Raw genomic sequence first — 22,967 nt, 5'->3', positions numbered from 1 at the left:
AAATGCTTTTTAGTTGATTGTTAGTGATACCTTCTTATCCTTCACCATCACCCAATACTCGCCCGATTCCAGGAATCTCTTTCCTTCTCCATCAACAAATCCTAAATCGCGTATTGGATCAATTTCGAATCGGAACACTTTTGTTTCCCCTTTCCTAATCATCAGCTTATCGAAGAACTTGAGTTCTTTTATTGGACGAGAGATTGTACTCACCGGGTCTCTGACGAACCAATGAACTGTTTCGGCGCCATCCATGTCGCCGGTGTTTTTCACAGTTACTTCTGCTATCAGCTTATCTCCACGGTTTATTTTATCGGCAGACAAAGTAATGTCGCTGTATTCGAACGTGGTATAGCTAAGGCCGTGGCCAAACTCATACAGTGGCGTACTGGGGATATCTTGATACTTACCTTGATGAGGGCGGGCACTCTGCCGGTGATTGTAGTAAATAGGGATTTGTCCGGTTGAATAAGGGAACGTAATACTAAGCTTGCCCGAAGGATTTATTCTGCCTGAAAGGATTCCGGCAATAGGATTTCCGCCTGCAATACCCGGCTGCCAGATTTGGAGCATAGCGTCGCTTTGCTTCTCTAAACGAACCAGTTCCAATGGACGCCCACTAGATAAGAGTAGTATAATAGGTTTACCTGCTTTCTTTAATTCCGCAACCAAGTCTTCCTGAATTTGAGGCAGGGAAAGTGTGGAACGCGAAGCATTCTCGCCACTCCATTGCGCCTTCTCGCCCAAACAAACAATCACAGCATCGGCACCCTTCGCTAAGGTCAATACAGACTCGAATCCGGATCTATCTTCGCCATCAAAATTGCATCCTTGGGCATAAGATAGCTGCACTTTGTTTTTAAATTCATTTTCCAGTCCGGCAAAGAGCGTGACAGCATCGTCTGATTTGCCCTGAGCACGCCAGGAGCCGAGCAAATGCCAGTTGCTTTTTGCCATGGGACCAACGACTGCTATCTTCGAAATATTGGTTAATGGCAAAGTACTACCTTCGTTCTTCAACATTACAATTGATTCTTCTGCCAGTTGTTCGGCTATTTGCAGGCTTTGAGGTAACAGGAATCTTTCTTTCTCTGTGCTGGCGGGTGTATATGGAGTTTCGAAAAGACCTAAGCGGAATTTCAAACGGAGTATGCGCTTTACAGCATCGTCAACCAGCGCCTGAGGAACTTTCCCCTCTTCCACCAACTCGGCGAGATGTTTGTTGTAGCAATCGTTCATCATATCCATTTCAACTCCGGCAGTAAAGGCTTTGAAAGCAGCCTCCTTCTTATCGGCGGCCACACCTTGCGAACGGAGTTGTTGAATAGCTCCCCAATCGGAAACCACAAAACCGTCGTGCTGCCAGCGTTCTTTCAGAATTTCACGTAGAATGTACTGATTGGCTGTACCGGGCGTACCGTTGATATCGTTGAACGAGCTCATCAGCGTAGCGACTCCTGCTTCTACTCCGGCCTGATAGGGTGGCATGTAGGTATCCCAAAGGGTCTGACGGGATATTTCGGTGTATACATAATCGCGTCCGGCTTCGGAAGCGCCATAGCCGATATAGTGTTTGAGGCAGGCGGCAATCTTTTTAGGATTGGACAAATCATCGCCCTGATAACCCTTTACGGAGGCCACACAGAATACGGAATTGGTGTAGGGGTCCTCGCCATAACCTTCGGATACACGACCCCAACGAGCGTCACGAGCAACGTCAATCATGGGCGAGAAAGTCCAGTCAACACCTGACATACGAGCCTCTTGGGCGGCAACAGAACAGGCTTCTTCAACCAGTTTTGGGTTCCACGAACAGGCTTGCGCCAATGAGATAGGGTACATGGTACGATATCCGTGAATAACGTCATAGCCAAACAGAATAGGGATACCCAGGCGGGAATGCTCCATCGCCTTTTTTTGCACCTGGTTGCGCAAGTCGGGGTTGCTGCTGAAATAGATAAGCGAACCAATCCCGGCGGGAATATCGTTCACCGGGTCGGCCATATTGTTGGCATTGTCGTTACGACCCAGGGTAAGCTGGTTAAGTTGTAAAACCTTCTCTTCGAGGGTCATGCGCGAAATGAGATCGTTGACGCGCTTCTCAATGGGTTGCTTTGAATCCTTATACAAAGGTGTTTTTGTCTTCTTCTGGGCAAACAAGGTAGTAGCAAAAAGAAGAGATAATGCAATAATCGTTATTTTCCTCATAATCATATTTTTAATATTGCGATTCATTATATTTAGTTATTTAAACACCGGTTTTTCGGACAGTCTCATAGCCTCCTGATTGTTATTCTTCAACTCGAACACCACCACTTCGTTGCTGCCTGGGAGCAGTATATCCGCAGGTACCTGAATGGATTGTTGTTTTTCTTCCTCCCAGTACGAGCCGATGTAGTTACCGTTTATCCAGACTTCGCCCATGCCCCAGCCGGAGATATCGAGGTAGGTATCGTGCGCAGCATCCATCTGAAACGAACCGCAGTGGAAACCCGGAAGATTATTTTCTTTCTTGTCGTTGAATACCAATTTGTCAGGGAAGCAATCTCTTACTTTTAGTTGGGTAATAGCCCAACCCCGGATTTCTTCGCCATCCAGAGATATACTGCCGAACAAGCCTTTGAAATTATCCAGAATCTCAGGACCGTAGGTAATGCGACCAATGTTCTCTACATACAGTCTTAGCGTATAGGTTCCTGGCGATGCCGAAAGATGTATCTGTTTCTGGCTATCGGTGAGTGTACCTTGGAGTGCGTGGTCGAGATAAACAACAGCATAATCGCGTACATTCTCTACTTCCAGCAAGGCCTCGGCTTCATTGATGGTTAGCTGGGCTTGGTAAAGCATGTAACCAAACTCTATGTCGAAGTTGTTGAAGGGCAGCAGAGATTCGGACTCTACTGTCTCGCCATAGGCGGATTGCAGTGAGAAGGTAGCTGTCATCGGGATTTCCTGCGCATCGGCGGCAAGGGCGATAAAAAGGGCTACAAATACCCCACTCAAACTCAAGTTATTTCTCATTTTCATTTTGTCATAAATCCTTCGATGAACACTCCGCCCACTTCAACCTCGGGGTTAAAGGCATCGCTTCTCACATAGTTGTCGATACTTTTGAGGAGTTGGCGTGTAGCCGGACGTTTTTCGATATCTTTCTTTATGTCTACAGCCAGTACCAACAGCTTACCACCGCCAACTTTGGCTTCGAAACCAATGCCTAGCTTTTGGTTATTATCGTACGCATCAATTACCTGAATGAATGGTTTTAAACTTTGTGGAGTTTCCTGCATCTCAATCACTTTAGCATTCTCCAGAATATCCCACCACTGCCAATCGGTATGATAAGAGGTTACGAAGTCATTGAAAACCGGGTGTTCGTTGTGAATGAGACAACCGATGGTCATAGGCGGCCAGGCAAACATAATGGGGTTCCAGAAATGGTTGTGAAAGGTAGACTTGCGGCCTTTCACTTTGGCAGGCAACGGGGTGAGTACTACTTTCTTGCCTTGCGCCAATTGTTGCCGGGCTTTGTCATTGTACACGGTGGTGTAAAGAACCTCGTCGGTAGATGTCATAAGCTGCTCTTGCCGGGGGTATACCCAAATGTTCCAACTATTGTTGGTCTGGTTGTTTACAGACAGGTGTACGGTGAGTTTCGCAGGAGTGGTAATTTCTTTGAGGTGGAACGAGAATTCTCCCACGGGGAACACATCGTCGTTGCCGATAGACTGTGTTTTGAGATTGCCCTTGCGCAGGGTTTTGCCCGATTCATCCGTCAGCCACCATTTGATCTTTGCATTCTTTATGCCCGATTGGCTGAAGTTGTAGACCTCGGCTTTGCCTGTAAAGGTCTCGTCGGCAAAGTAACTGCTCTTTGTGTAGCGCAGCAGGGCCACGGTTGGCGCGCAGAACTCGCGGAATTTCTCTGGTGTAATTAGTCCCTTCGAATCCCAGAAGGGGTCGAGTATTCCCACAGGGGCATATCCCTGACCGGGGAAATCATTGATAGATAATAGCTGGAACCCGGCAGATTTGGAAGAGCGCAGCAGTGCTTCGATCACCGCTTTGTATTCCACCACGGTGAGTGCGCCGGATGCTCTGAAAAAGTCTTTCGCCTGTTCCAACATGCCGTTTTCTTTCAGCATATCGCGAAACACCTCGAAGTTGCGGGCTTCTACGGGGCTGTGAGCGTACTTGCCAATCTCTTCAAAGTTGGGATAGATGCAGCGCTGACCAGATTCGTGCGAAAGTACCGGCACATCCACATCCGATTCTTTGTTCCGGTCCCAATCGGTGTAGGGCAATCCTTCGTACACCTTTACGGGGCCTTTGTTGGTTTGCTGAGATACGTAATACTGGTCGCTTTTTACGCGAGTGCGGGCGGTTGAACCACTGAAGAGATGGCGCGAGTCGAGCTTGCGGCCGGTAGCAGTCAGTTCTTCGATGAAGTCGAAGTTTCCTGTAATCTCGTTGCCATTGCAGTAAAGAATGAACGACGGATGATTTCCGTATTCTTTCAGGATGGCACGCATTTCCCGACGGAAGAAGTCATAACGGGCCTCATCAGGTTCGGCGTCTTTGCCCCACATGGGCATCTCCACTTCGAAATAAATACCATGTTTATCGGCCATACGAAAGGCTGCACGGGGCGGACACCAGGAGTGAAAACGCATGTGATTCAGGCCGTACTCTTTCATCAGCAGCATGATACGCTCCCATTCGGCATCGTCCACCGGGGCATAGCCTGTTTTGGGAAAGACGGCGTTTTCGACATTGCCACGCAGATGAATGGGGCGGTTGTTGAGCAGTACATGGTTCTTGCCCTGTTTTACTTCGCGCATACCAAAGTTTACCGTTTTTTCGTGCTCGAATCTGACTTTGTCGGCATCGCCTCCGATACGGCAGGCGAATGTGTAGACATTGGGATTGAATTCGTCCCAACGCTTTATCTTGTTGCCCAGTTGCACTACGTCTTCAACGATAATAATAGAGTCGTTTCCGCTAATAGCTACCGTTTTATTCAGGTTGTAATCCTTTCCCGAAACAGTAAGCAGAGCCTCTCCGGTTACTTCCTTGCCGGTGTAGTTCTTAATTTTCATTTCCATCCTCACCGAATTCCCGGTGAGGTTGGGGTATAGTTGTACATCATCTATATACACAGGGTCGATGGCAACGAGTTTCATTTCGCCCAGGATACCGTTCCAGTTTATCTGAGTAAATTCGGTGTGGGCATGGTTCCATTTGTGGGTTTTGTATTGAAAGCGATTGTCGATACAAACGGTAATTCGATGCGTTTTACCCGGTGTAACAAATTCCGTGAGGTCGTGATTGTGGGGCACGCTAATGTAATCTATCTTGCTCACCTCTTTGGTATCTACATAGATGGAACTGAGCCAGTGGGTACGTTCAAAGTACACAAAAATTCGCTTGTTTTTCCATGTAGCGGGTATCTCAATGTCGCGTTGATACCAGGCGGGGCCCATGTATTCGTACTTACGCGTGAGGCGGTCGATGTATTTATAGGGTACTTTATAGCCTATCTGGTAATCGTCGGTGGTGCCAGGTAGTGTGATTGTTTCCTGCAACAGATGGTTGTATCGCGGTGACAATGATCCGCGACGAAAATCCATCACGTCGGTCTGGAATCGCCATACGCCCGACAGGTCGACTTCCTGCGTCTGGGCTTTTGTGGTAGTAAACGCCGTTATCAGCAAGGGGATGATAAGGAGTTTTTGAATGACTTTTCTCATGATTTATCGTTTAATTTTAATAAGTAAGTGTTTATAATTATTTCGCATATCAATAGCGCCGTTAGATACTCAGTTTTGCCAACGGCTTGTCAGTACAGTGCCAACGGCTTGGCAATACAGTGCCAACAGCTCGGCAGTACAGTGCCAAGCGCTTGGCAGTAATCGATTATGCTGCTAACACAAAACCAGGGATAATATGAGGTAATTATGAACACTTACTTAGCATTATTTATTCTTATAATACTCCCTCATTATATACCATGCTTTTTTGCGGAATCCCTGGTCGGACACCAATCCCTTACGGTTCCAGTCTTCCTGATTCGTGGGGTGGAAACGAAACGGCGAACGGAAGTCAAACAATATCCAGGGCGATGTTCCACGCAGATTGGGGATGTGCTTAAACATCTCCAGATTATCCCGGAATAGTGTTGCCTGATAGTCTTCACTCCATGAGCTTACTACATCTGCATCGCCGGTTTTTCCATAAAGGGCTTCTCCTCCGAATTCGGAGATAATAAGCGGTTGGCCCCGGGCTACATCCCAAATGGCTTTGTCAGGAGTAACAGGCCATTGGTGATACCATCCCATGTATTTGTTTACTGCTACCACATCCAGTTCTTTGATGAAGGGATCGTTCATCACAAACACCTGCCGCTCGCGGTTGAAGCGAACCAGGTCGAACGCCGCTACAATGAGGCGTGTGGTATCTATATCTTTGCAGCATTCAATGAGGTGTTTCAGGAATTCGTTTCGGGCAGGCGAGGGTTGTGTTTCGTTAGCTACGCCCCAGAATCCGAGTGCGCAACGATTCTTATCGCGTATCACCATCTCTCTGATCATGCCTCCGGCTTTGAGTTTGGTTTGCTCGCTCTCAAAGTCGATGCCTTGCCAGATGGGTATCTCCTCCCACAACAGGAATCCCATTTTTTCGGCCTGGCGAACGGTGTATTCGTTTTGTGGATAGTGTGCCAAACGGATCATGTTGCAGCCCAGTGCTTTTGCTTCGGAAAGCAGCATAACAGCATCCGCTTCGGAGAAGGCGCGCCCTTTGCGCTGCGGTATTTCTTCGTGAAAACTGATGGATTTCAGGAAAATGGGCTCATCGTTGAGGTAAATGTCTTCGCCTTTTACCACAATGTTGCGAAAGCCAATCATTTCTTCTACCATATCATTATCGGAGGAAACGATCACTTTATAAAGTTTAGGCGAGTTGGGCGACCATCGTTCGAGTTTCTTAATGTTGCTGATGGTTATACTGCCCATTCCCTGATTATTGGTAGTCAGTTTCCGTTTGATCTTCAATTCGGGTATTTCTACCTCAAGGTTAGCGTTTCCAATGTGTTCCGATAACTGCACGCGAACATCAATCTGGTTGGCTTTGTTCTTGTCAAGTTGGATGAAATAATCTTTGATGAAGATTTGCGGAGTCGATACCAGCATTACATCGCGGGTGATACCGCCGTAATTCCACCAGTCGAAGGCCATAGCCGGAATGGCATCAACAGTGCGGGTGTTATTTACTTCTACCGCGAGGAAGTTACCGGTGTCTTTCACCTTATCGGTTATCTCTATCTGGAATGGGGTGAAACCACCTTCGTGTTTGCCTATCTCGGTTCCGTTAAGATATATGTGGCAGCGGTAGTTCACGGCGCCGAAGTAGAGGAAGAGGCGTTTACCCGCTTCTTTCTTTGCATCGAAACGGCGGGCGTACCACACGGTGCCTTCGTAGTATTTCAGTTCGGGCATCTGACTGTTCCAGTCGGAAGGCACATTTAGCCGCAGACCGTGTTCGAAGGAGTATTCGTAAAAATCGGTTTTACCTTGCGGAGTTTTGTTCTGGTATATCTTGTTTTTCCGGCCCTGGCTATATTGGTCGATGATGGCTTCCCACTTTCCGTTGAGTAACCGGAAGTCTCTGCCGTAAACGTTGGTCATCAAATCCTGGGCGATAACCGGGCTGCACAGTGTGCAAATGAGGAATAGAAGGGTGATTGGTCTTTTCATGTTATTATTGGCTTTGTTAGTTTCTTGTTATCTTCATCGCATGTCCTCCGCCTTGCGCCATATCAATGCTTAGCTTCCTGTCGGCAGGGATTGTAATTACTTCCTTCTTATAGTCCGAAGCTATCCGGTTGGCATTTTTGCCATCCCTGAACACCTCTGCCTGCCAATTTCCTTCACCGAGGAAGGATAAATCAAGCGTCAGGGTACGGGCATCCCAGTTGGTGAGGGAACCAAGGTACCAAATGCCATCCTTTTGCCGTGCAATGGTGATGTACTTGCTTATCTCTCCGTTAATGGCAACGGTTTCGTCCCACACAGTAGGGATTTCGGCGATGAACGCTGTGCATTCCGGTTCACGTTCGTAATTCGTGGGACTGTCGCATAGCATATTTAGTGGCGATTCAAAGATCACATACTCTGCAAGTTGGCGGCAACGGGTACCCTGACTCATGGGTTCGTCGTTAATGCCACGATGTGTGCGGCGAGTGGCATTACGCATGGCACCCTGCGTGTAATCTACAGGACCGGCTACCATGCGGATAAAAGGCATGGTAACATCATAGGTCACCATATCCATTTCGGGGCCTGTCCATTTCATTTGTTCTAATCCGTTTACGGCTTCAAAGTTGATGACGTTGGGGTAGGTACGATTCAGTCCGGTTGGTTTGTAAGTGCCGTGAAAATCGACCATTAGTTTGTAACGGGCAGCGGTTTGGGCGGCACGGTAGTGGAAATCGACCATGGGCTGATCGTCTCTGTCCATGAAGTCGATTTTAAAACCTTTGATGCCCATTTGGGAATAATGTTTGCACACTTTTTCCATATCGCGATCGAAGGCATAATATCCGGCCCATAAAATGAGGTTTACGTTTCTGGATTTGCCATAGGCAATCAACTTGGGCAAATCGATCTCAGGCACCACCTGGAAGAGATCTGCTTGTAGATTTACAGCCCAACCCTCGTCGAGAATTACGTATTCCAGGTTGTTGCGCGAGGCAAAGTCGATGTAGGCCATATAGGTTTCGTTGTTTACACCCGTTTCGAAATCTACCCCCGACAGGCCCCAATGATTCCACCACTCCCAGGCCACTTTGCCGGGCTTAATCCACGAAACATCTGCAATGCGTGATGGGGCAGCCAGTTTGTACATCATATCACTGTCGGCCAGCTCGCGGTCTGCGGTAGAAACGATAACGATGCGCCACGGAAAGTTGGTTTTAGCCTTGCAACAAGCGATGTAGGGTTGCCGTTGGGTAACGATCTGTTGCAATTGGTTGTGTCCGCCCTGAACGGTTTGCGCAGGAACGGAAGCAAAGTCTGATTGAATGGATGTGGAGCTATCCCGGTTGATGAGAAACATTCCGGGATAGTTTTCCACATCTGCTTCGGCAATACAAATCTTTTTACCTTTCTGCATTTCTACTACCAAGGGGGAGAATGCCAGTTTGGCGGCATTCATATTACTTAATGTTGTATGTGTATAGATGTTTTCAAAGCTGTTTGCGTACTGGATTTCGATGGTTTCGTGTTTGCCTTTCACATAGGGAATGTAGGCGGTGTGATCTTGGACGAAGTTAAAAGAAGCATTTTCATTCTTCACGACAAAATCTTTACTTCCGGTGCTCACGAAACGGTAGGCCATGCCTTCGTTATAGGCACGGAATATCAAACTATAGTCGCCCTGAAAATTAAGGGTTAGTTGGTTGTATTGATCTCTGATTTGATTGCGCTTATAGAAATGCGTTTTGATAATCTGGTCGACACTGTTGCGTTTCATATTCTTCACCTTTGGGCGGATGCCGAAATACTTTCCGCCTTTCAGTTCCATGGACATGGTAGACGGGGCAATGATCTCGTCTTCATCGTGTTGCAATGTGTAGGTAATGGTTTCACCTACCGAGATATTCACCTGCAAACGAGCATCGGGTGATGTTAATTGGTATTTCTTTTGGGCAAAAGCCGGAGCTACCAGTATCAGTAAAAATAAGGTCAGTGATAAGTTTCTCATGGTTTATAGTTCTATTAATGCCATAAATAGCAGCTGATTATACTTAAATGCGTTACGTTTTTGGGGGTTATCTTATTGGGCTTTCCGCAGAACAAACCGTCATTAGCTTTCTGACACCCGGATGTCAACGATTCTCACACCCGGGTGTCAACGATTCTCACACCCGGGTGTGGAGAAGCCTAAAACAATTCCTTTTATGATTACTACTTGTTTATTTGATATTTATACAGTACATAGTTGTTCGTTTGGGGAAGAGTAAATTCTATCATCCCATTGCGTTGGACGGTTTGGGTAAACGGTTGTCCGTTGCCCATCACCGGAGTACATTTCACTTTGGTTCCGGCAGCGAGCCAAGTCTTTACAGGATAGCTGTTCTCCGGATGATTCTCTCTGTATATCAGAAAGTAACCCTCTTTATTGCCAACCGATTGAAAGCCTGTCCACGATTTCCCGCATGGTTCATCGCCCACGGGCAGAATAGTTCCTTGATGGAAATCATGTTGAATCTTCTTGTATTCAGTTATGGCTTTGCCGATGGTTAATGCTTCTTTAGGCAATCCGCTTCCTTCGAACCATGCCAGAGGCTGTCCGGCCATGGTAGTTGCGAAAAGATATTCGAAAGAATAATTACTTGGAGCAAATACATCGTCCGCATACTTCTCTGTATTGCGCCATTTGTTCAGAAACTCAATTTGCAGTTTCTCGGCAGGCACGTACTTAGCAAGTTTCCACAGATTGCGCAACGTCCAATATGGGTAATAGTTTTGCCAGTCAGTATATCTGTTTTCGAGAAAAATGTTCCCGTATTCATTGAACATGTGGTATCCACCACGGCGTCCAGCAGTTGCGTCAAGGTTGAAAACTACGTTGTATTCCGTCTCTGCCAATACTTTGTCGAACAGTTTGCGCAGATTTATTTCAGATTGCTTGGTGGGAATGGCCAGCCCATCTATTTTGAAAGTGCGTATCCCATAGGTGTTGTATAGGTCAATCATGGCTTGTGCATCTTTTTCCCAATCTGTATAATCGTTCTGTACACTGGGGTTGAACCACAGGCAGATTTCGACACCAAGTTTTTTGCCGCGTTTCACAATCGGATATAGTCCGCGCGGGTATTTCACCGGATCGGGCTTCCAGTAATTGGGGTTATCCCAGATGTTCTTGAAAGAGCCTTTGGCGATAGCCGAATTGGGACTGCGGCCTATCTGCCAACCGTCGTCAATCTGAAAATGGGTAATGCCAAGCTGTGCGGCACGTTCTACTTCAATCAGGCTGAACTCCTCGTTTACTTTAGAATCTTGGCTACGGTCGCCCCAGGTATTCATCATAACCATTTCATCTCGACCAGGTAGCAGCTTGCGAATATGCTTTTGGTAGCTACGTAAAGCGGTGAATTGTTCCAACTCGCTTCCGCTATAAACTCCTGTTACACAGCCATATGTGTTTATCCATTCATCGGGCTTAATATCGTTTTCGTTGATACCCAAACCTGTAATGGTAAAGTGCCCAAACTCTGCTGTGAAATCGTGTCCATTGTAAGCTAATTGCACGTTGTTTGAGGGAGCTTCTTTCAGATAAAAGAAACCGTGATTGTTTTCTGCATTTCGGGCAAATAGCAGGTTACCGCGATAGCTGTTTTTGCGGTAGGGAATTATATTTGTCTCGAATACCAGGTTATTGTTCCAGTCCGTAACATCGTAAAACTCTACAATCTGAGTCTGCCAGTGCTGGCCACCAAAGTTAAACTGATCGAGTACAGCATTCACTTGTTTAGACTTCATATCTTCGACAAACTCAATGTTCTTTTTGTCGGCCAGGTTCACGGTTCGCCCACCGAAAACCACATCAGTGCTGCCGCGCAGCCAAGTATTACAAGCTATGGCAGGGGTGTTGTCGTAAATCTTATATATTCGTTTTATATCGAGGGTGCCGAGGGTGTATTGCACAGTTACTTCAAGGTACGAGGGATGAATAACTGTTTCTGTTATCCTCTTCTTTTCATACATTGCATTCGTAGCAGCAGGCATGTTTTTGGTTACAACGAAATCGGGTTTCCGGTGCTTGTTGATCCACGTCTGGTTACTGTTTTTGTCGGTAAGACTATGAGTGATGAGGTTTCCGTTGTTCCAAATGAACTTGCGCTCAATCAGGGTATTACCCAAGGTAAGGGTATCTTTTTCCAACTGGCTGTAAGCTGTGCTTTGAGCATACAATGTCGCCAGATTGATAAGAGAGAGAATAGTTATTAAAGTTCGTTTCATGGCTATTTGTTCATTTTATCGGTAAAACCTTTTTCATTTGCTCTACAAAGATAGCTGCCATTCTTTGTTGTATATATTCGTGTTGTCCACGTCTGGGGTGCCAACCGTATTTCACTCCATCAATAGTCTGCGTATCCTGAGCATAGATCAGACTTGTTTGCTTTCCGGTGGCAGGGTGTGTGGCATTTTTAGAGAATCCGATATGTTTATCGAACTCTACCAACGGTAGTCCCCACTTCGAGGCCAGTTTACGTATGGAAGAATTAAAGGTTACACGACCGTCGTGCCAGTCGGTACAAAGCACGATAATGGCAGGCTTGCCGGCTACATAACAATCGGCTATGTATTTTTTGATAACATAGTCATAACAGATGGCATAATTATCACGGGTGAAAGGTGTTGGATAGGCAGTATAATCATCAAGTAACTGTGATTCTTCGAAAACATCCCTGTTGTGCACATGCATAATGACAAGCGCATTAATTTCTCTAAATTCTTCTTTGGTATACAAAGTACCTTCGTGCATCATGTTGGCGGTGTTGGCTATGGAATGTGCAGCTACGGCTTTGTTTACAGGCAAAGCGTTTAGATGTCGGCAACCTATTTCAAACCATCCGTTATGATCAGAAGCAAAGGAGGCCCCAGTTAAAAGAAGTTTGTATTCCTGAGCCGGGAGCGACATCAAGGATAGTAAAAAGAGGAATGTTAATAGTAATTTATTCATTTATACTTATATTTTTATCTTGTCTGTTTTTTCACGATTACCTCCAGGAGCTTCGTCCATCCGGAGGTCGTTTTTTCATTACTTACGGCTAATTGTATGTCTGGTTTGTTGCCGTTCTTCGTATCTACAATGGCCACAGCCCAGGTGTAGTTACCGGATGCCACGTCGACAATCGTCTCGAAGTCATAACTGGTCGTGCTTTTCTTTAACCACTTCGAAGGTTCGCTATCTGTGTCCACAAATACCTTTACAGCATTTCCACCGGCATCCAAAAGCGCAAAAGCAACTTTATATTTATAATTCCACTGAGGAATATTATTGGGAAAATACCCCCAACCTACATTCCTCCAGCGGTGTTTAATAGACACACTACTACCGCTCTTAATACTTTTGGGCAAATATACCTGATCGGGGTAAAGTCGATACCCGCCTTCTGCAATAAATCGCTGTACAAGGCTGAAGCTGCGCGTAAACCACGTTTCGGTTTCGTAACCTGCACGAAAGTCCATCATGTTAACGTGCGCTTCGGCTGAGAGATCAAACTCTCCCTTACGCACGTCTTCGGGATGTCCTTCCCGATATTTCTTACTCGAATCAATCCAATAACGATGAGTCCCGCCGGTAATCCATCCCCCTTCCATAATGATGGGTCTTTGATATGCCCAGTCGGCAGCAAATTGTTCCTCCCAATTTTGATAATAATCAGTCATGCCGAAAGCATCATGCCGAATACTGTATCCCTTATTAATGGCACTGGTGAGTAGCTTGCTACTATTTTCATTCGCAGATCCCCAACTAGCCGGATGCCCCACGAGGCGATGATAGTTAATAACCAAAGGCACTTTTGTAAAAGTACGTGCATATAAATCTGTTACCCATTCAAAGACTTCTTCTTTCAGTTTCTCGGTGTTGGCTGTTGTCTTTTCTCCAACACTTTCATAAATCACGTTGTGTGCTTCGCCCCATTTGCCCAATCCATACGCATCAACAAAAGCGCATTTGACAGGATCATTGAAATCCTTCGCCAATTCTTCAATCAATGTAGTATAATATGATTTAAACACTTCATCTTGCGGATAGGGAGTTCTGCGGGTAGAATTATTTTCATCGGCAAGGTAATACCTGGCTCCTGCATCGAACACGAATTGTGGTGTATTCAGTCCTTGGTCGCGTCCATCTACTACAATGCGAAAGGCGACAGGCAGTCCTTTATCCAATGCGCCTTGAATCAGTTGGCTAATCTGTGTGTTTTTGTCTCTCCAGGCATACACCCCAGGCTGAGGGTTTAGCAATCTCCAACTAACACGCAGATAGCAGGCAGAGGCATAGTCGATAGGTTTAACTTTCCTCCCCAGTTCGGGTACAAAGAATTCGGTATCCCAGTAAGATGGTCCGGCGGTGCGTGGGGCGTACATCACCCAACCATTCAGCGGGTTGCGTAGCGGGGTCAACCTATCGAATTCAGGTTGCACAAGTGTGGCTTCTGTTGACTTACCATCGTCATTACCGCTATTATCATTGTCTTCACAAACGTGAAGGGTAAAGCATAACAAGGTCGTCAATAGGGAGAAAATCATTTTCATAGTTTGTTTTTGCTATCATTAATAAAAGGTTATCACATATTTTATTACCGATAGCAAAGATGAAAAAACATACTATATCTGTGGGTATTCGTTTATTCGAAAATGGTTCTATTTTGTACACGAAGGCTTAAAACGATGTTTTTTCACCTTCCATCCTCGCTTTCATTATGAAAAAACAAGTTTTCTTGTTTAATAAGATAATCCGGCAGATGCCTTATTTCTTCTTTTTGAACTCTGACGGTGTCAACTCAAAATGCTTTTTAAAACAGATACTAAAATACTTGGGATTAACAAACCCTGTTTTATCTGCTATTTCCGATATCGTAAGGTCTGATTCCTTGAGTAATTGTGCACCCCGTTTCAGACGAATATCCATAATAAACTCCTTGATGGACATACCTACAATATCACTTATCTTCTGGTATAATAGTGTACGGCCTATTCCCATGTCGGACACGAATGATTCTACGTTGTAATCGCTGTTACTGATATTCTTTTCAATACAATCCATTGCCTTTTTCAGCAACTCCTCGTCCATAGACGATATGGTAATATTCGATGGTTCGGCAATGTATTTTTTGCTGTACAATTCTTTTAAATCATTTTGATTTTTTATCAGATTATCTACTTGTTTCAGCAGATAGTCCATGTCGAAAGGTTTGTCAATAAACACATTCGCACCACTTTCCAATGCCTTAATTTTATTGCCTGTATTCTGTCCAAGGGCCGATAAAACTATGATGGGAATATGACTCGTCTGGATGTTGGAGCGTAGTGTATAGCAAACATCAAATCCATCCGCCTCGGGCATCATCAGATCCGTAATTACGATCTGGGGATATATCTTCTTTGCTTTCGCTATTCCCTCAACGCCATTGTTTGCAGTGTATACATTGTAATGATCGGACAGACGTTGCTCCATGTAGGTTCGCAAGGCCAGGTCGTCTTCAATAAGAACAATGCTTGATGCTTTGCGGCTGCGTTTATCTTGTAGGCTGATTTCCTTTTCAGATTCTGCCAGAATGTTATCTATCTCCGAGATTGTGTACTCATACGAAACGGCATTGTCATCGATTTTTTTCATGCTAACCGTGAAAGGAAGCACAACGGTAAAGGTCACTTTAGAATCGCCCGATTGCAAAGTTACTATTCCATCCATACTGCTGACGAGTTCCTTTACGATGGACAATCCCAATCCTGTGCTTTCCTCAAATGCAGGTTGGCCGGAAGTGAGCCGCTTGAAAGAGTCAAAAATCTCTTCCTTCTTATCGTCTGGAATTTCCGTTCCTGTATTTGTGATGGCTACGGAAACATATTCCATACCCGCTTTTTGAGAGAAGCCCAGTTCTTCTATTTCTTCCGTGGATATTTTGTTAATCTTCACTCCCAGAAAACCATTTTCGGTAGTGTATTTTATGGCGTTAGAAAAGAGATTCGTGATAATTTTCTCAATCGCATCATGGTCGAACCGGGTGTAGAAACTATCCATATCTGCTCGTATATCTGTTTCAATCCCTTTCTTATTGGCATACAGTTCAAACAACGAAAAGATATCTCTGATGTACTGAATCAAATCACCCGATTGCAGGTTGAAAGTAATCTTCTGGCTTTCGATCTCTCTGAATTGAAGCAATTGGCTTATCATGCGCTGTATACGATTTATGTTCCGCTCGATAAGATTTACATACATGCTCGCATGCGATGATTGGTCCTGAGGAAGAAACTCTTTCAACTGCTTCAGCGGATCAATTACCAAACTAAGGGGAGTTTTAAGGTCATGTGATATATTGGTAAAAAAGTTGATACGCGCCTGGGTCAGTTTTTGCATATTCTGTTCTTTCATCTGTTCCATTTCAAGTTGATGCCTGAATATTTTCTTGTTGGTAAAATATCGCCAGATAAAGTAAACGATGGCCAAGACCAGCATGCCGTAAACAATGTATGCCCATTCAGAAAGAAATGGCGATGGTTTTACCTCGAAGTAAAGGGCCGAAATATCATCACCCCACAAATCATCGTTATTAGAAGCCATCACTTCCAATACGTATTTCCCGGCAGGTAGGTTGAAGAACTGTATTGTTTTCTGCCCTCGTGGCAAAAAATTCCACTGGTCAGAAAGCCCTGACATACGATAGGCATACTGGTTTCTTTCGGCCTGCAAATAACTGTTTGCCGAAACGCATATCTCAAGATTAACTTGTTTGTGTGATAGTATAATCTTATTATCGCCATTTTCCTTATAAAAGGATAAGGTGGAGATATCGCTTTTCAATGGAGATTTTTTAGTGCCGGAAACAATTCTTTCATTATTAATGAGCAAATCGGTAAAGAATACCTTAGGTTTCTGATTATTATATTTTATTTTACTGGGAGTAAACATAATAAAGCCATCGGTTCCGCCAAACAACATTTCTCCTTTAGATGTCTTATAGCAAGACCGCACATAAAACGCTCCACAAAGATTCAAATTCTCGATAGCTGATTTATTTATTTTCTTGTTTCTGAAATCGTAATAATACAAACCATCGTTAGTGCTGAACCATACATCTTTGGATGCATCATCTTCCAGAATGCCGAAAACAGTTTTCCCTGCCAGCCCTTCTTCCGCACCGAAATTAATATAGCTGCCATCTTTCCCCAATCGGTTTACTCCGCCGTTGCGCGTTCCGAACCAGATTTCAGATTCTGTAGTGATACAGAATGAGCAGAGATTATTCACCGAATAAGGCGCATTTTCAATGTAGTAATGTTTCACTACGTGCCTGGTGGTTATATCTACAATATATGCCCCTTGGTGGGTTACGAGCCACAGGTTGTTTCCTTTATCGCGATACAATGTTTCAATCTGCGTCTTTACCGGGTTCCCTTTTGAGTCGTAAATAGTAACCGATTCGACGGTACCTTTCTTCTTGTCTTTATACCTTAAATGAGAGTCCGGGTCGGTCATCCAAATACCAGAGTCTGCCTCCATCTCAAAATCATACACAGTCAAGTGCTGCGATGTTCCGGGAAAATACATCTGCATGTCTATGAAACATTGTCGCCGTTCATCAAACCGTTCTATGCCTCCGTTAAAAGCAGAGATATGCAAAGTATTTTGCTTTCTATTGTACCGAAGTTGTTTTATCATGTTGGAGGTAATGCCCGTTTTGTTTCCTTGCGTATAATAGGAAAATTTGTCTGTTTTTCTATCCCAGTGATTTAAACCTCCTCCTTCTGTTCCTATCCACAGGCTTCCTTCTTTGTCTTCTTCAAAACAGCTTACTATCGGATGACTAAGTCCGCCGGGGGTAGCTTTAAAGTAGTTTACATTGTTATCAAAGAAAGTCATATAGGCAAGTTTCCCTCCGTACGTACCTATCCAGACACCTCCGTCGGGATCAGGGTAGATAGACCACACCGAATTGTTCGGTAGCGAATATGTATCATGGAGATTGAACCGTAGGAGATTTATCTCCTCGGTATATGGATCTAACAGAAATAGTCCTGATTGTGTAGCCACCCAAATGGTGTTGAAGGAATCAATGTACAATTTCTTCGCCCATGCATTTTTGTTGTATTCGTGAGATAGATTATAGTGACTCACTATTTGTCCGTTACTGTCGCACACAAACAGCCCATCCATGTGGGTAAGTATATAAGTTGATTCATTGTACTCTATCACATCTTTAATAACTGGGTTATTATCGCCAACGGTAGCAAAGAGACTATATTCTCCGGTTTGCTTATTTAATCTGTACAATTTCCCGGTAGATGCAATATAAATATGTTCGCGGGTATGAATCAGTTCGGATATGAAAATATCCTCTGCTACCGGATATTGAGTGAGATCGGACAATTGATTGGGATGGAACGATTCTATTTTCCCATTCCTCACCAACCAAATGGTACCGTCATCACTTGCCATAATCGAACCGATGCTCCCTTCAAATAGAAGTTCGAAGTTATTGTTTTGGTAATTGAAGCGCAACAATCCATGGTTGGTAGCCACATATAGGCGCTTAAAAGTGTCGGTAACAATCTGTCCGTAAGACCAGTACGAGCTGGGCAAGAAGGTAGTTACCAGATCATTCATCTGGGTAAATGAGTTGCCGTTGTAAACGAACAAAGCATCGTAGCCACTGAACCACATTCGCCCGATACTATCTTTAGTAATACTATGGATGCCGCCGTAATAGGAGGTTTCGGGCATGGTATGAAAGCGATAGTCGGATGTATTTATGGCTAAACAACGGAGGGATATTGAAAAGAAAAGTAACCCCGCTAATAAAAATTTCATATTTTAATTACTATAATCGATTTTTCTTCTTTGTGTGAATTGAACAAAGGTAATAAAATAACCTGAGTCGATATAAGAAATTAAAATGAATATGCTCTATTTACATTCTTCTTTCGCTCAAACACATCCAAGTAATCCATAACCCCATAAACGCAAAAATGGCTGCAAATTATTTACTTACAGCTATTTCTTTTCTGGAAAATCCCATTAAAAATATCCCCTTTTTCCTGTTGAAAATACACTTTTCTTTTTGTTGATGGATATTACAACCTCAATAGGGCAAGTCCCATCTTTTCTAATCCGTTTTGTTGGAAATAGCAAAGTATAGACAAAATGACAGAAATGACATTTTGATAACAGAATGGAGTGGTAATTGCAAATTCTGGACTTGAGGAAGAAAGGGAAGGGAAAATGGCAAAAGAATTGTGTTTGCGAAAATCAAAAAGATTTGGATTTCCGAAACAGGCTACCTTAATGCTCGGAATATGAAAAAATGCATAGCGAATAGTCGGATGGGCCGAAATGGATGCAGCAAATACACACTTTAATTGTTTCGTTTGAAACAGACCAACCAGAGAATAAAGATCTATAAAATGAAACACGCTGAACACTTGAGCCGCGTGCCGTCGATACTTGAGCGCTCGACTGTCAATACTTGAGCGCTTGACTGTCGATACTTGAGCCGCGTGCTGTCGACAGTACACGGCTCAAGTGTAGAAATTATTGCGCTGGGGCACTTCCAAATATCAATAATACACTGCACAAGCAAGGCTAAGACCTGATTTTAACATCTCATTGACTGTTTTTTAAAAGTTTGCATGTAACCAGAATGGAATAAATGTTATCTTTTTGATCTACTTTTGCTCGTATTTGCGACTTGGTGGATTGATAATCAGATTGATTTAGCAATTCAACTTATTTTCGAGCAAAAAGAAAAGTTAGTTGCTAATCATTGTATAAACAATATTATGTTCCTATGAGCGAACTTACACGCTGGAGTCAACCACAGCGTCAACCGCCGCCCCGCAAAAGAAAAAGGCACCCAGAAGTGGAAGCCTCCCAAATGCCTTATTCTATCTGAAGTAGCGGGACCGAGAATTGAACTCGGGACCTCATGATTATGAATATTCAAAATTTAATGAATATTGCTTCGGAATATGCAAGATAAAACTCGTTAAGGTGTTGAAATCTAAATAGTTGCGAGGAGTGCGTGTTTGCGGGTAAAAACGTGGCTTTAGAATGGATTATAAGGAGATCGGTTAATACCGTACCTTGAACCGTAAACCAAGATGTAACAATAATACTTAACAAGATGAATGCTACTGTAAGTGTTGTTTGTTATAAGTCAAAAAAGCTTGCTAATGGAGAACATCCATTGATGATAAGAATTAACCAAGGAGAGTCCAGAGTTTTAAAATCACTAGGGATATCCATAAAAGCAATTCATTGGAACTTCACTAAGGGAGAGCCAAAGAAGAACTGTCCGAATAAAGAACTGATAACTAAATTGATAAATCAGCATAGAGAAGAATATTTAAATCAGATTCTAGTATATAAGACTGAAAATCGAAGTTTTACTCCCTATTCTTTGGTTGATAAGATAAAGAGAGAGGATTCTCACCATACAGTGCACTCTTTCATTAAGGAGATTATTCAAATGATGAGATTGGAAAAGAGATTGGGTAACGCCAATGCTTATGTCAGCAGCTATAACTCTCTTAAAGAATTTGCAAAGAACCTTGATATACCTTTCAGTGATATTGACTTCCCTTGGCTAAAGAGATATGAACTGTATCTACGCAAGAGAGAGAATGCTGAAAATACTATTGGAATCAGATTCAGAGCTTTACGTGCTATCTATAATAAAGCTATTGAAATGAATGTGGTGCATGAGAAGTATTATCCATTCAAGAAGTTTAAGATATCTAAGTTCAGTAAGAGTACATCTAAGAGAGCCTTGAAAAAAGAAGATATATATCGAATAATAGACCTTGACTTGAAGGAGATTACGACGTATCATAGTCCAATGCTTTATTTTAGCAAGGATATGTTTGTATTTAGCTATCTTGGCTGTGGTATAAATCTTATTGATATGGCGTACTTAAAGTATCGTGATATCATAGATAATCGTGTTTGCTTTGAGCGACATAAGACTGGTAAGAGTATCTCTTTTCAGTTACATGGAGTGGCTTTAGATATAGTTAATAAGTATAAGTCTGAACACTATTCCTTGGAGGATTATATCTTCCCAATACTTGATAAGGACTTTCACGAGACCAAACAGCAACAGCATGACAGAATAAGGAAGGTCAATCGAAAGATGAATCTATCTTTAAAGAAGATTGGAGAATATTTGCAGTTGAGCATTCCTTTGACGACCTATGTGGCAAGGCATTCTTTTGCCACGGTGCTTAAAAGGTCTGGTGTGAATATTGCATTGATTAGTGAGGCGCTGGGACATACAAGCCTGTCGACAACTCAATTCTATTTGGATAGTTTTGGAAATGAACAGATTGATGAAGCGATGAAGAATCTCTTATAAATTTAGAATGGCACTTTGCTCTCGTGAAGTGCTATTTTTCTATCTTTACAAACTATAAATTAATACTTGGATGGAGAATCAATTTGTAATACCCCTAGAGATACTGCAACGTATAGAATCTTGGTTAATAACGGACATAGGCTACGACCGTCCTATGTTTGAGGAAGAATTTGCAGAAATCACATATAGATTGGATTCAGAGGAAGAATCCGAATTATATCTAAATCTAACCTACGAAGATGAACCTGAATTAAAGGGAAATATCTATGAGGATGCATTTACTATCGGTAAGAACTTAGTAATTCCAATCTATCCTATTAGTAAGGACCCGCTTAAGATAAGTAAGGAATTATTGATAATTAATGTGGGTGAACTTAAAGATATTTGGAATAAGCATATAAAATCTCCCTCTGGACAGGATAAAGATGTATATTACGCCTTATTAATACTCTCTGCTATATATTGGAAGCATAAGGCAACTAAAGGATTTTTTGGACTCGCTCCCGGTTCAGATTTTGAAGTCCTAAGCTCATCGGAAAAGAGAGAAGAAATGCTTAGACTCTATATTCTTTTTAATGAGGAGAACAAGAATAACAAGAAAACTATAGAGGTTCGCTACAAGAACAAGAGTGAAGCTCTACGAAATCAGGACGGCTGGTTCACTGATATGATGAATCAGTACTTCTCCAAGCATCTTATAGTTGAAGATGTTGAAGACGCTAAAATTCAACTATCCGATTTCGATGTTAACTACACTACTTCTAAAGGTCGTAAGGCAGATATAACATATAATAGCTTACTTATAAGCACTTACAATCTGATTAAACGCTCCTCTCTCGTATCCACCAAAGGATTGTCTAACGATGAAGCCGAATTCATTATAGAATATTTAGAGTATTTGAAAATTGATAAGGATTCAGGTATAGAAGAACTACGTGCATATATCAACTACCTATTGAAGAACAAGAACGTTATACAGTGGTATAATTCTTATTTTTCTCCTAAAGAAGACATTCAGCCATAATTTTCTGTAGATCACAGACTTAAAAACATAAGAAATAGGTGTAAGTAAGCACCTATTTCTTATATTTTTTGTACATGTTAAACCTCTCCCCGTTTAAATACTTTCGCCATTGCTAAGGAGATACAGACCTCTGATTCTTAGCATATTATTAATTAAAAATTCAATAAACGATGGCAATTAAATTAGATGGTGGTGGCTCCACTTCACAAAAAGCCTACGAAAACGGAGAAGCATTTAAAGTGTTATCTTCGATGATTGTAAAGAAAGACAGGTTGACAATCTCTTTCTTTGCTGATAATGAAGGATATTCTTCTATTGGCGTTGAATCATCAAAAACTGCATGGTTCAAGTATCGGATTGATAATAATTCCTTCAATGCCGTTATTGGCTATTTGAGAGGTAAGGAAATCGATCTCTCTAAAATCAATCCGAATCAGACTGAGATTTATCAGACTGATGCAGACGGACTGGAAGATGATTTCAGCACTTATGTCTTCAAACAGTTGATTGAAGCTGGTTACATTCCACAGCTAGTTCCGTTGTTTCGCTCTGTTTATGGGTACATAAATGCAGTTATTCCCATGTTCAGAGGAAAGATAATCTTCCGCTTGAATCGGACGGAAGACCTTACTGATTACTTGTCAGATAAGGGACTTATTTAAACTCTACTAATCGAAGAGAGAATAGAGGTCGTTCTCTCTTCTTTTTGTTCGCCCAGCATGGGTGTCTTCTAATGGGTGCAAGTCCCTCACACGCCCTAACAACGGGAAGTGTCTAGCCTTCGGCAAGGGTGTC

The 22,967-nt window shown here is 43.1% G+C and carries 12 protein-coding genes; 3 read left to right on the top strand and 9 right to left on the bottom strand.

The features are described from left to right. Positions 1-9 precede the first annotated feature (9 nt). The 9 genes from bglX to D0T87_RS21470 form a co-directional block, all read right to left on the bottom strand. The gene (bglX, locus tag D0T87_RS21510) at positions 10-2,208 is read right to left on the bottom strand and encodes a beta-glucosidase BglX (RefSeq protein ID WP_163177974.1); all 2,199 of its coding nucleotides are present in this window, start codon (positions 2,206-2,208) and stop codon (positions 10-12) included. Between the two features lie 36 nt (positions 2,209-2,244). Beyond that, positions 2,245-3,021: a hypothetical protein gene (locus D0T87_RS21505; RefSeq protein WP_203558754.1), complete on the bottom strand. Its 777-nt coding sequence runs from the start codon at positions 3,019-3,021 to the stop codon at positions 2,245-2,247. A 2-nt stretch (positions 3,022-3,023) separates the two neighbouring features. Beyond that, a complete protein-coding gene (locus D0T87_RS21500; protein ID WP_163177972.1) occupies positions 3,024-5,747 on the bottom strand; it encodes a sugar-binding domain-containing protein in 2,724 nt (907 codons plus the stop codon). A gap of 225 nt (positions 5,748-5,972) precedes the next feature. Next, positions 5,973-7,751 (bottom strand): glycoside hydrolase family 2 protein, encoded by a 1,779-nt coding sequence (locus tag D0T87_RS21495; protein WP_163177970.1) that lies wholly within the window; start codon positions 7,749-7,751, stop codon positions 5,973-5,975. Positions 7,752-7,767: 16 nt separating this feature from the next. Beyond that, positions 7,768-9,759, bottom strand: a complete 1,992-nt coding sequence (locus D0T87_RS21490; RefSeq protein WP_163177968.1) for a glycoside hydrolase family 97 protein — start codon at positions 9,757-9,759, stop codon at positions 7,768-7,770. Positions 9,760-9,962: 203 nt separating this feature from the next. After that, a complete protein-coding gene (locus tag D0T87_RS21485; protein ID WP_163177966.1) occupies positions 9,963-12,020 on the bottom strand; it encodes an alpha-galactosidase in 2,058 nt (685 codons plus the stop codon). A gap of 10 nt (positions 12,021-12,030) precedes the next feature. Continuing rightward, positions 12,031-12,744, bottom strand: a complete 714-nt coding sequence (locus D0T87_RS21480; RefSeq protein ID WP_163177964.1) for a DUF5040 domain-containing protein — start codon at positions 12,742-12,744, stop codon at positions 12,031-12,033. A 14-nt stretch (positions 12,745-12,758) separates the two neighbouring features. Next, positions 12,759-14,327 carry a DUF4832 domain-containing protein gene (locus tag D0T87_RS21475; RefSeq protein ID WP_163177962.1) on the bottom strand — a complete coding sequence of 523 codons (1,569 nt, stop codon included), beginning with the start codon at positions 14,325-14,327 and terminating at the stop codon, positions 12,759-12,761. Positions 14,328-14,541: 214 nt separating this feature from the next. Further along, entirely contained in the window at positions 14,542-18,606 is a 4,065-nt protein-coding gene (locus tag D0T87_RS21470; RefSeq protein ID WP_239063819.1) for a hybrid sensor histidine kinase/response regulator transcription factor, read from the bottom strand. A gap of 1,312 nt (positions 18,607-19,918) precedes the next feature. On the opposite strand from D0T87_RS21470, the gene D0T87_RS21465 reads away from it, so the two are divergent. From D0T87_RS21465 to D0T87_RS21455, 3 genes are all read left to right on the top strand, one after another. Continuing rightward, positions 19,919-21,148 (top strand): site-specific integrase, encoded by a 1,230-nt coding sequence (locus D0T87_RS21465; protein ID WP_163177960.1) that lies wholly within the window; start codon positions 19,919-19,921, stop codon positions 21,146-21,148. A 70-nt stretch (positions 21,149-21,218) separates the two neighbouring features. Further along, a complete protein-coding gene (locus D0T87_RS21460; RefSeq protein ID WP_163177958.1) occupies positions 21,219-22,172 on the top strand; it encodes a hypothetical protein in 954 nt (317 codons plus the stop codon). 170 nt (positions 22,173-22,342) lie between these two features. Further along, complete coding sequence (locus D0T87_RS21455; RefSeq protein WP_163177956.1) at positions 22,343-22,834, top strand: hypothetical protein; 492 nt, start codon at positions 22,343-22,345, stop codon at positions 22,832-22,834. Positions 22,835-22,967: the final 133 nt, after the last annotated feature.

The sequence above is a fragment of the Bacteroides sp. 51 genome (assembly GCF_010500965.1).
Taxonomy (GTDB): Bacteria; Bacteroidota; Bacteroidia; order Bacteroidales; family Bacteroidaceae; genus Bacteroides.
Note: the sequence above shows the minus strand (reverse complement) of the source record. Positions and strands in the feature narration are given on the sequence as shown.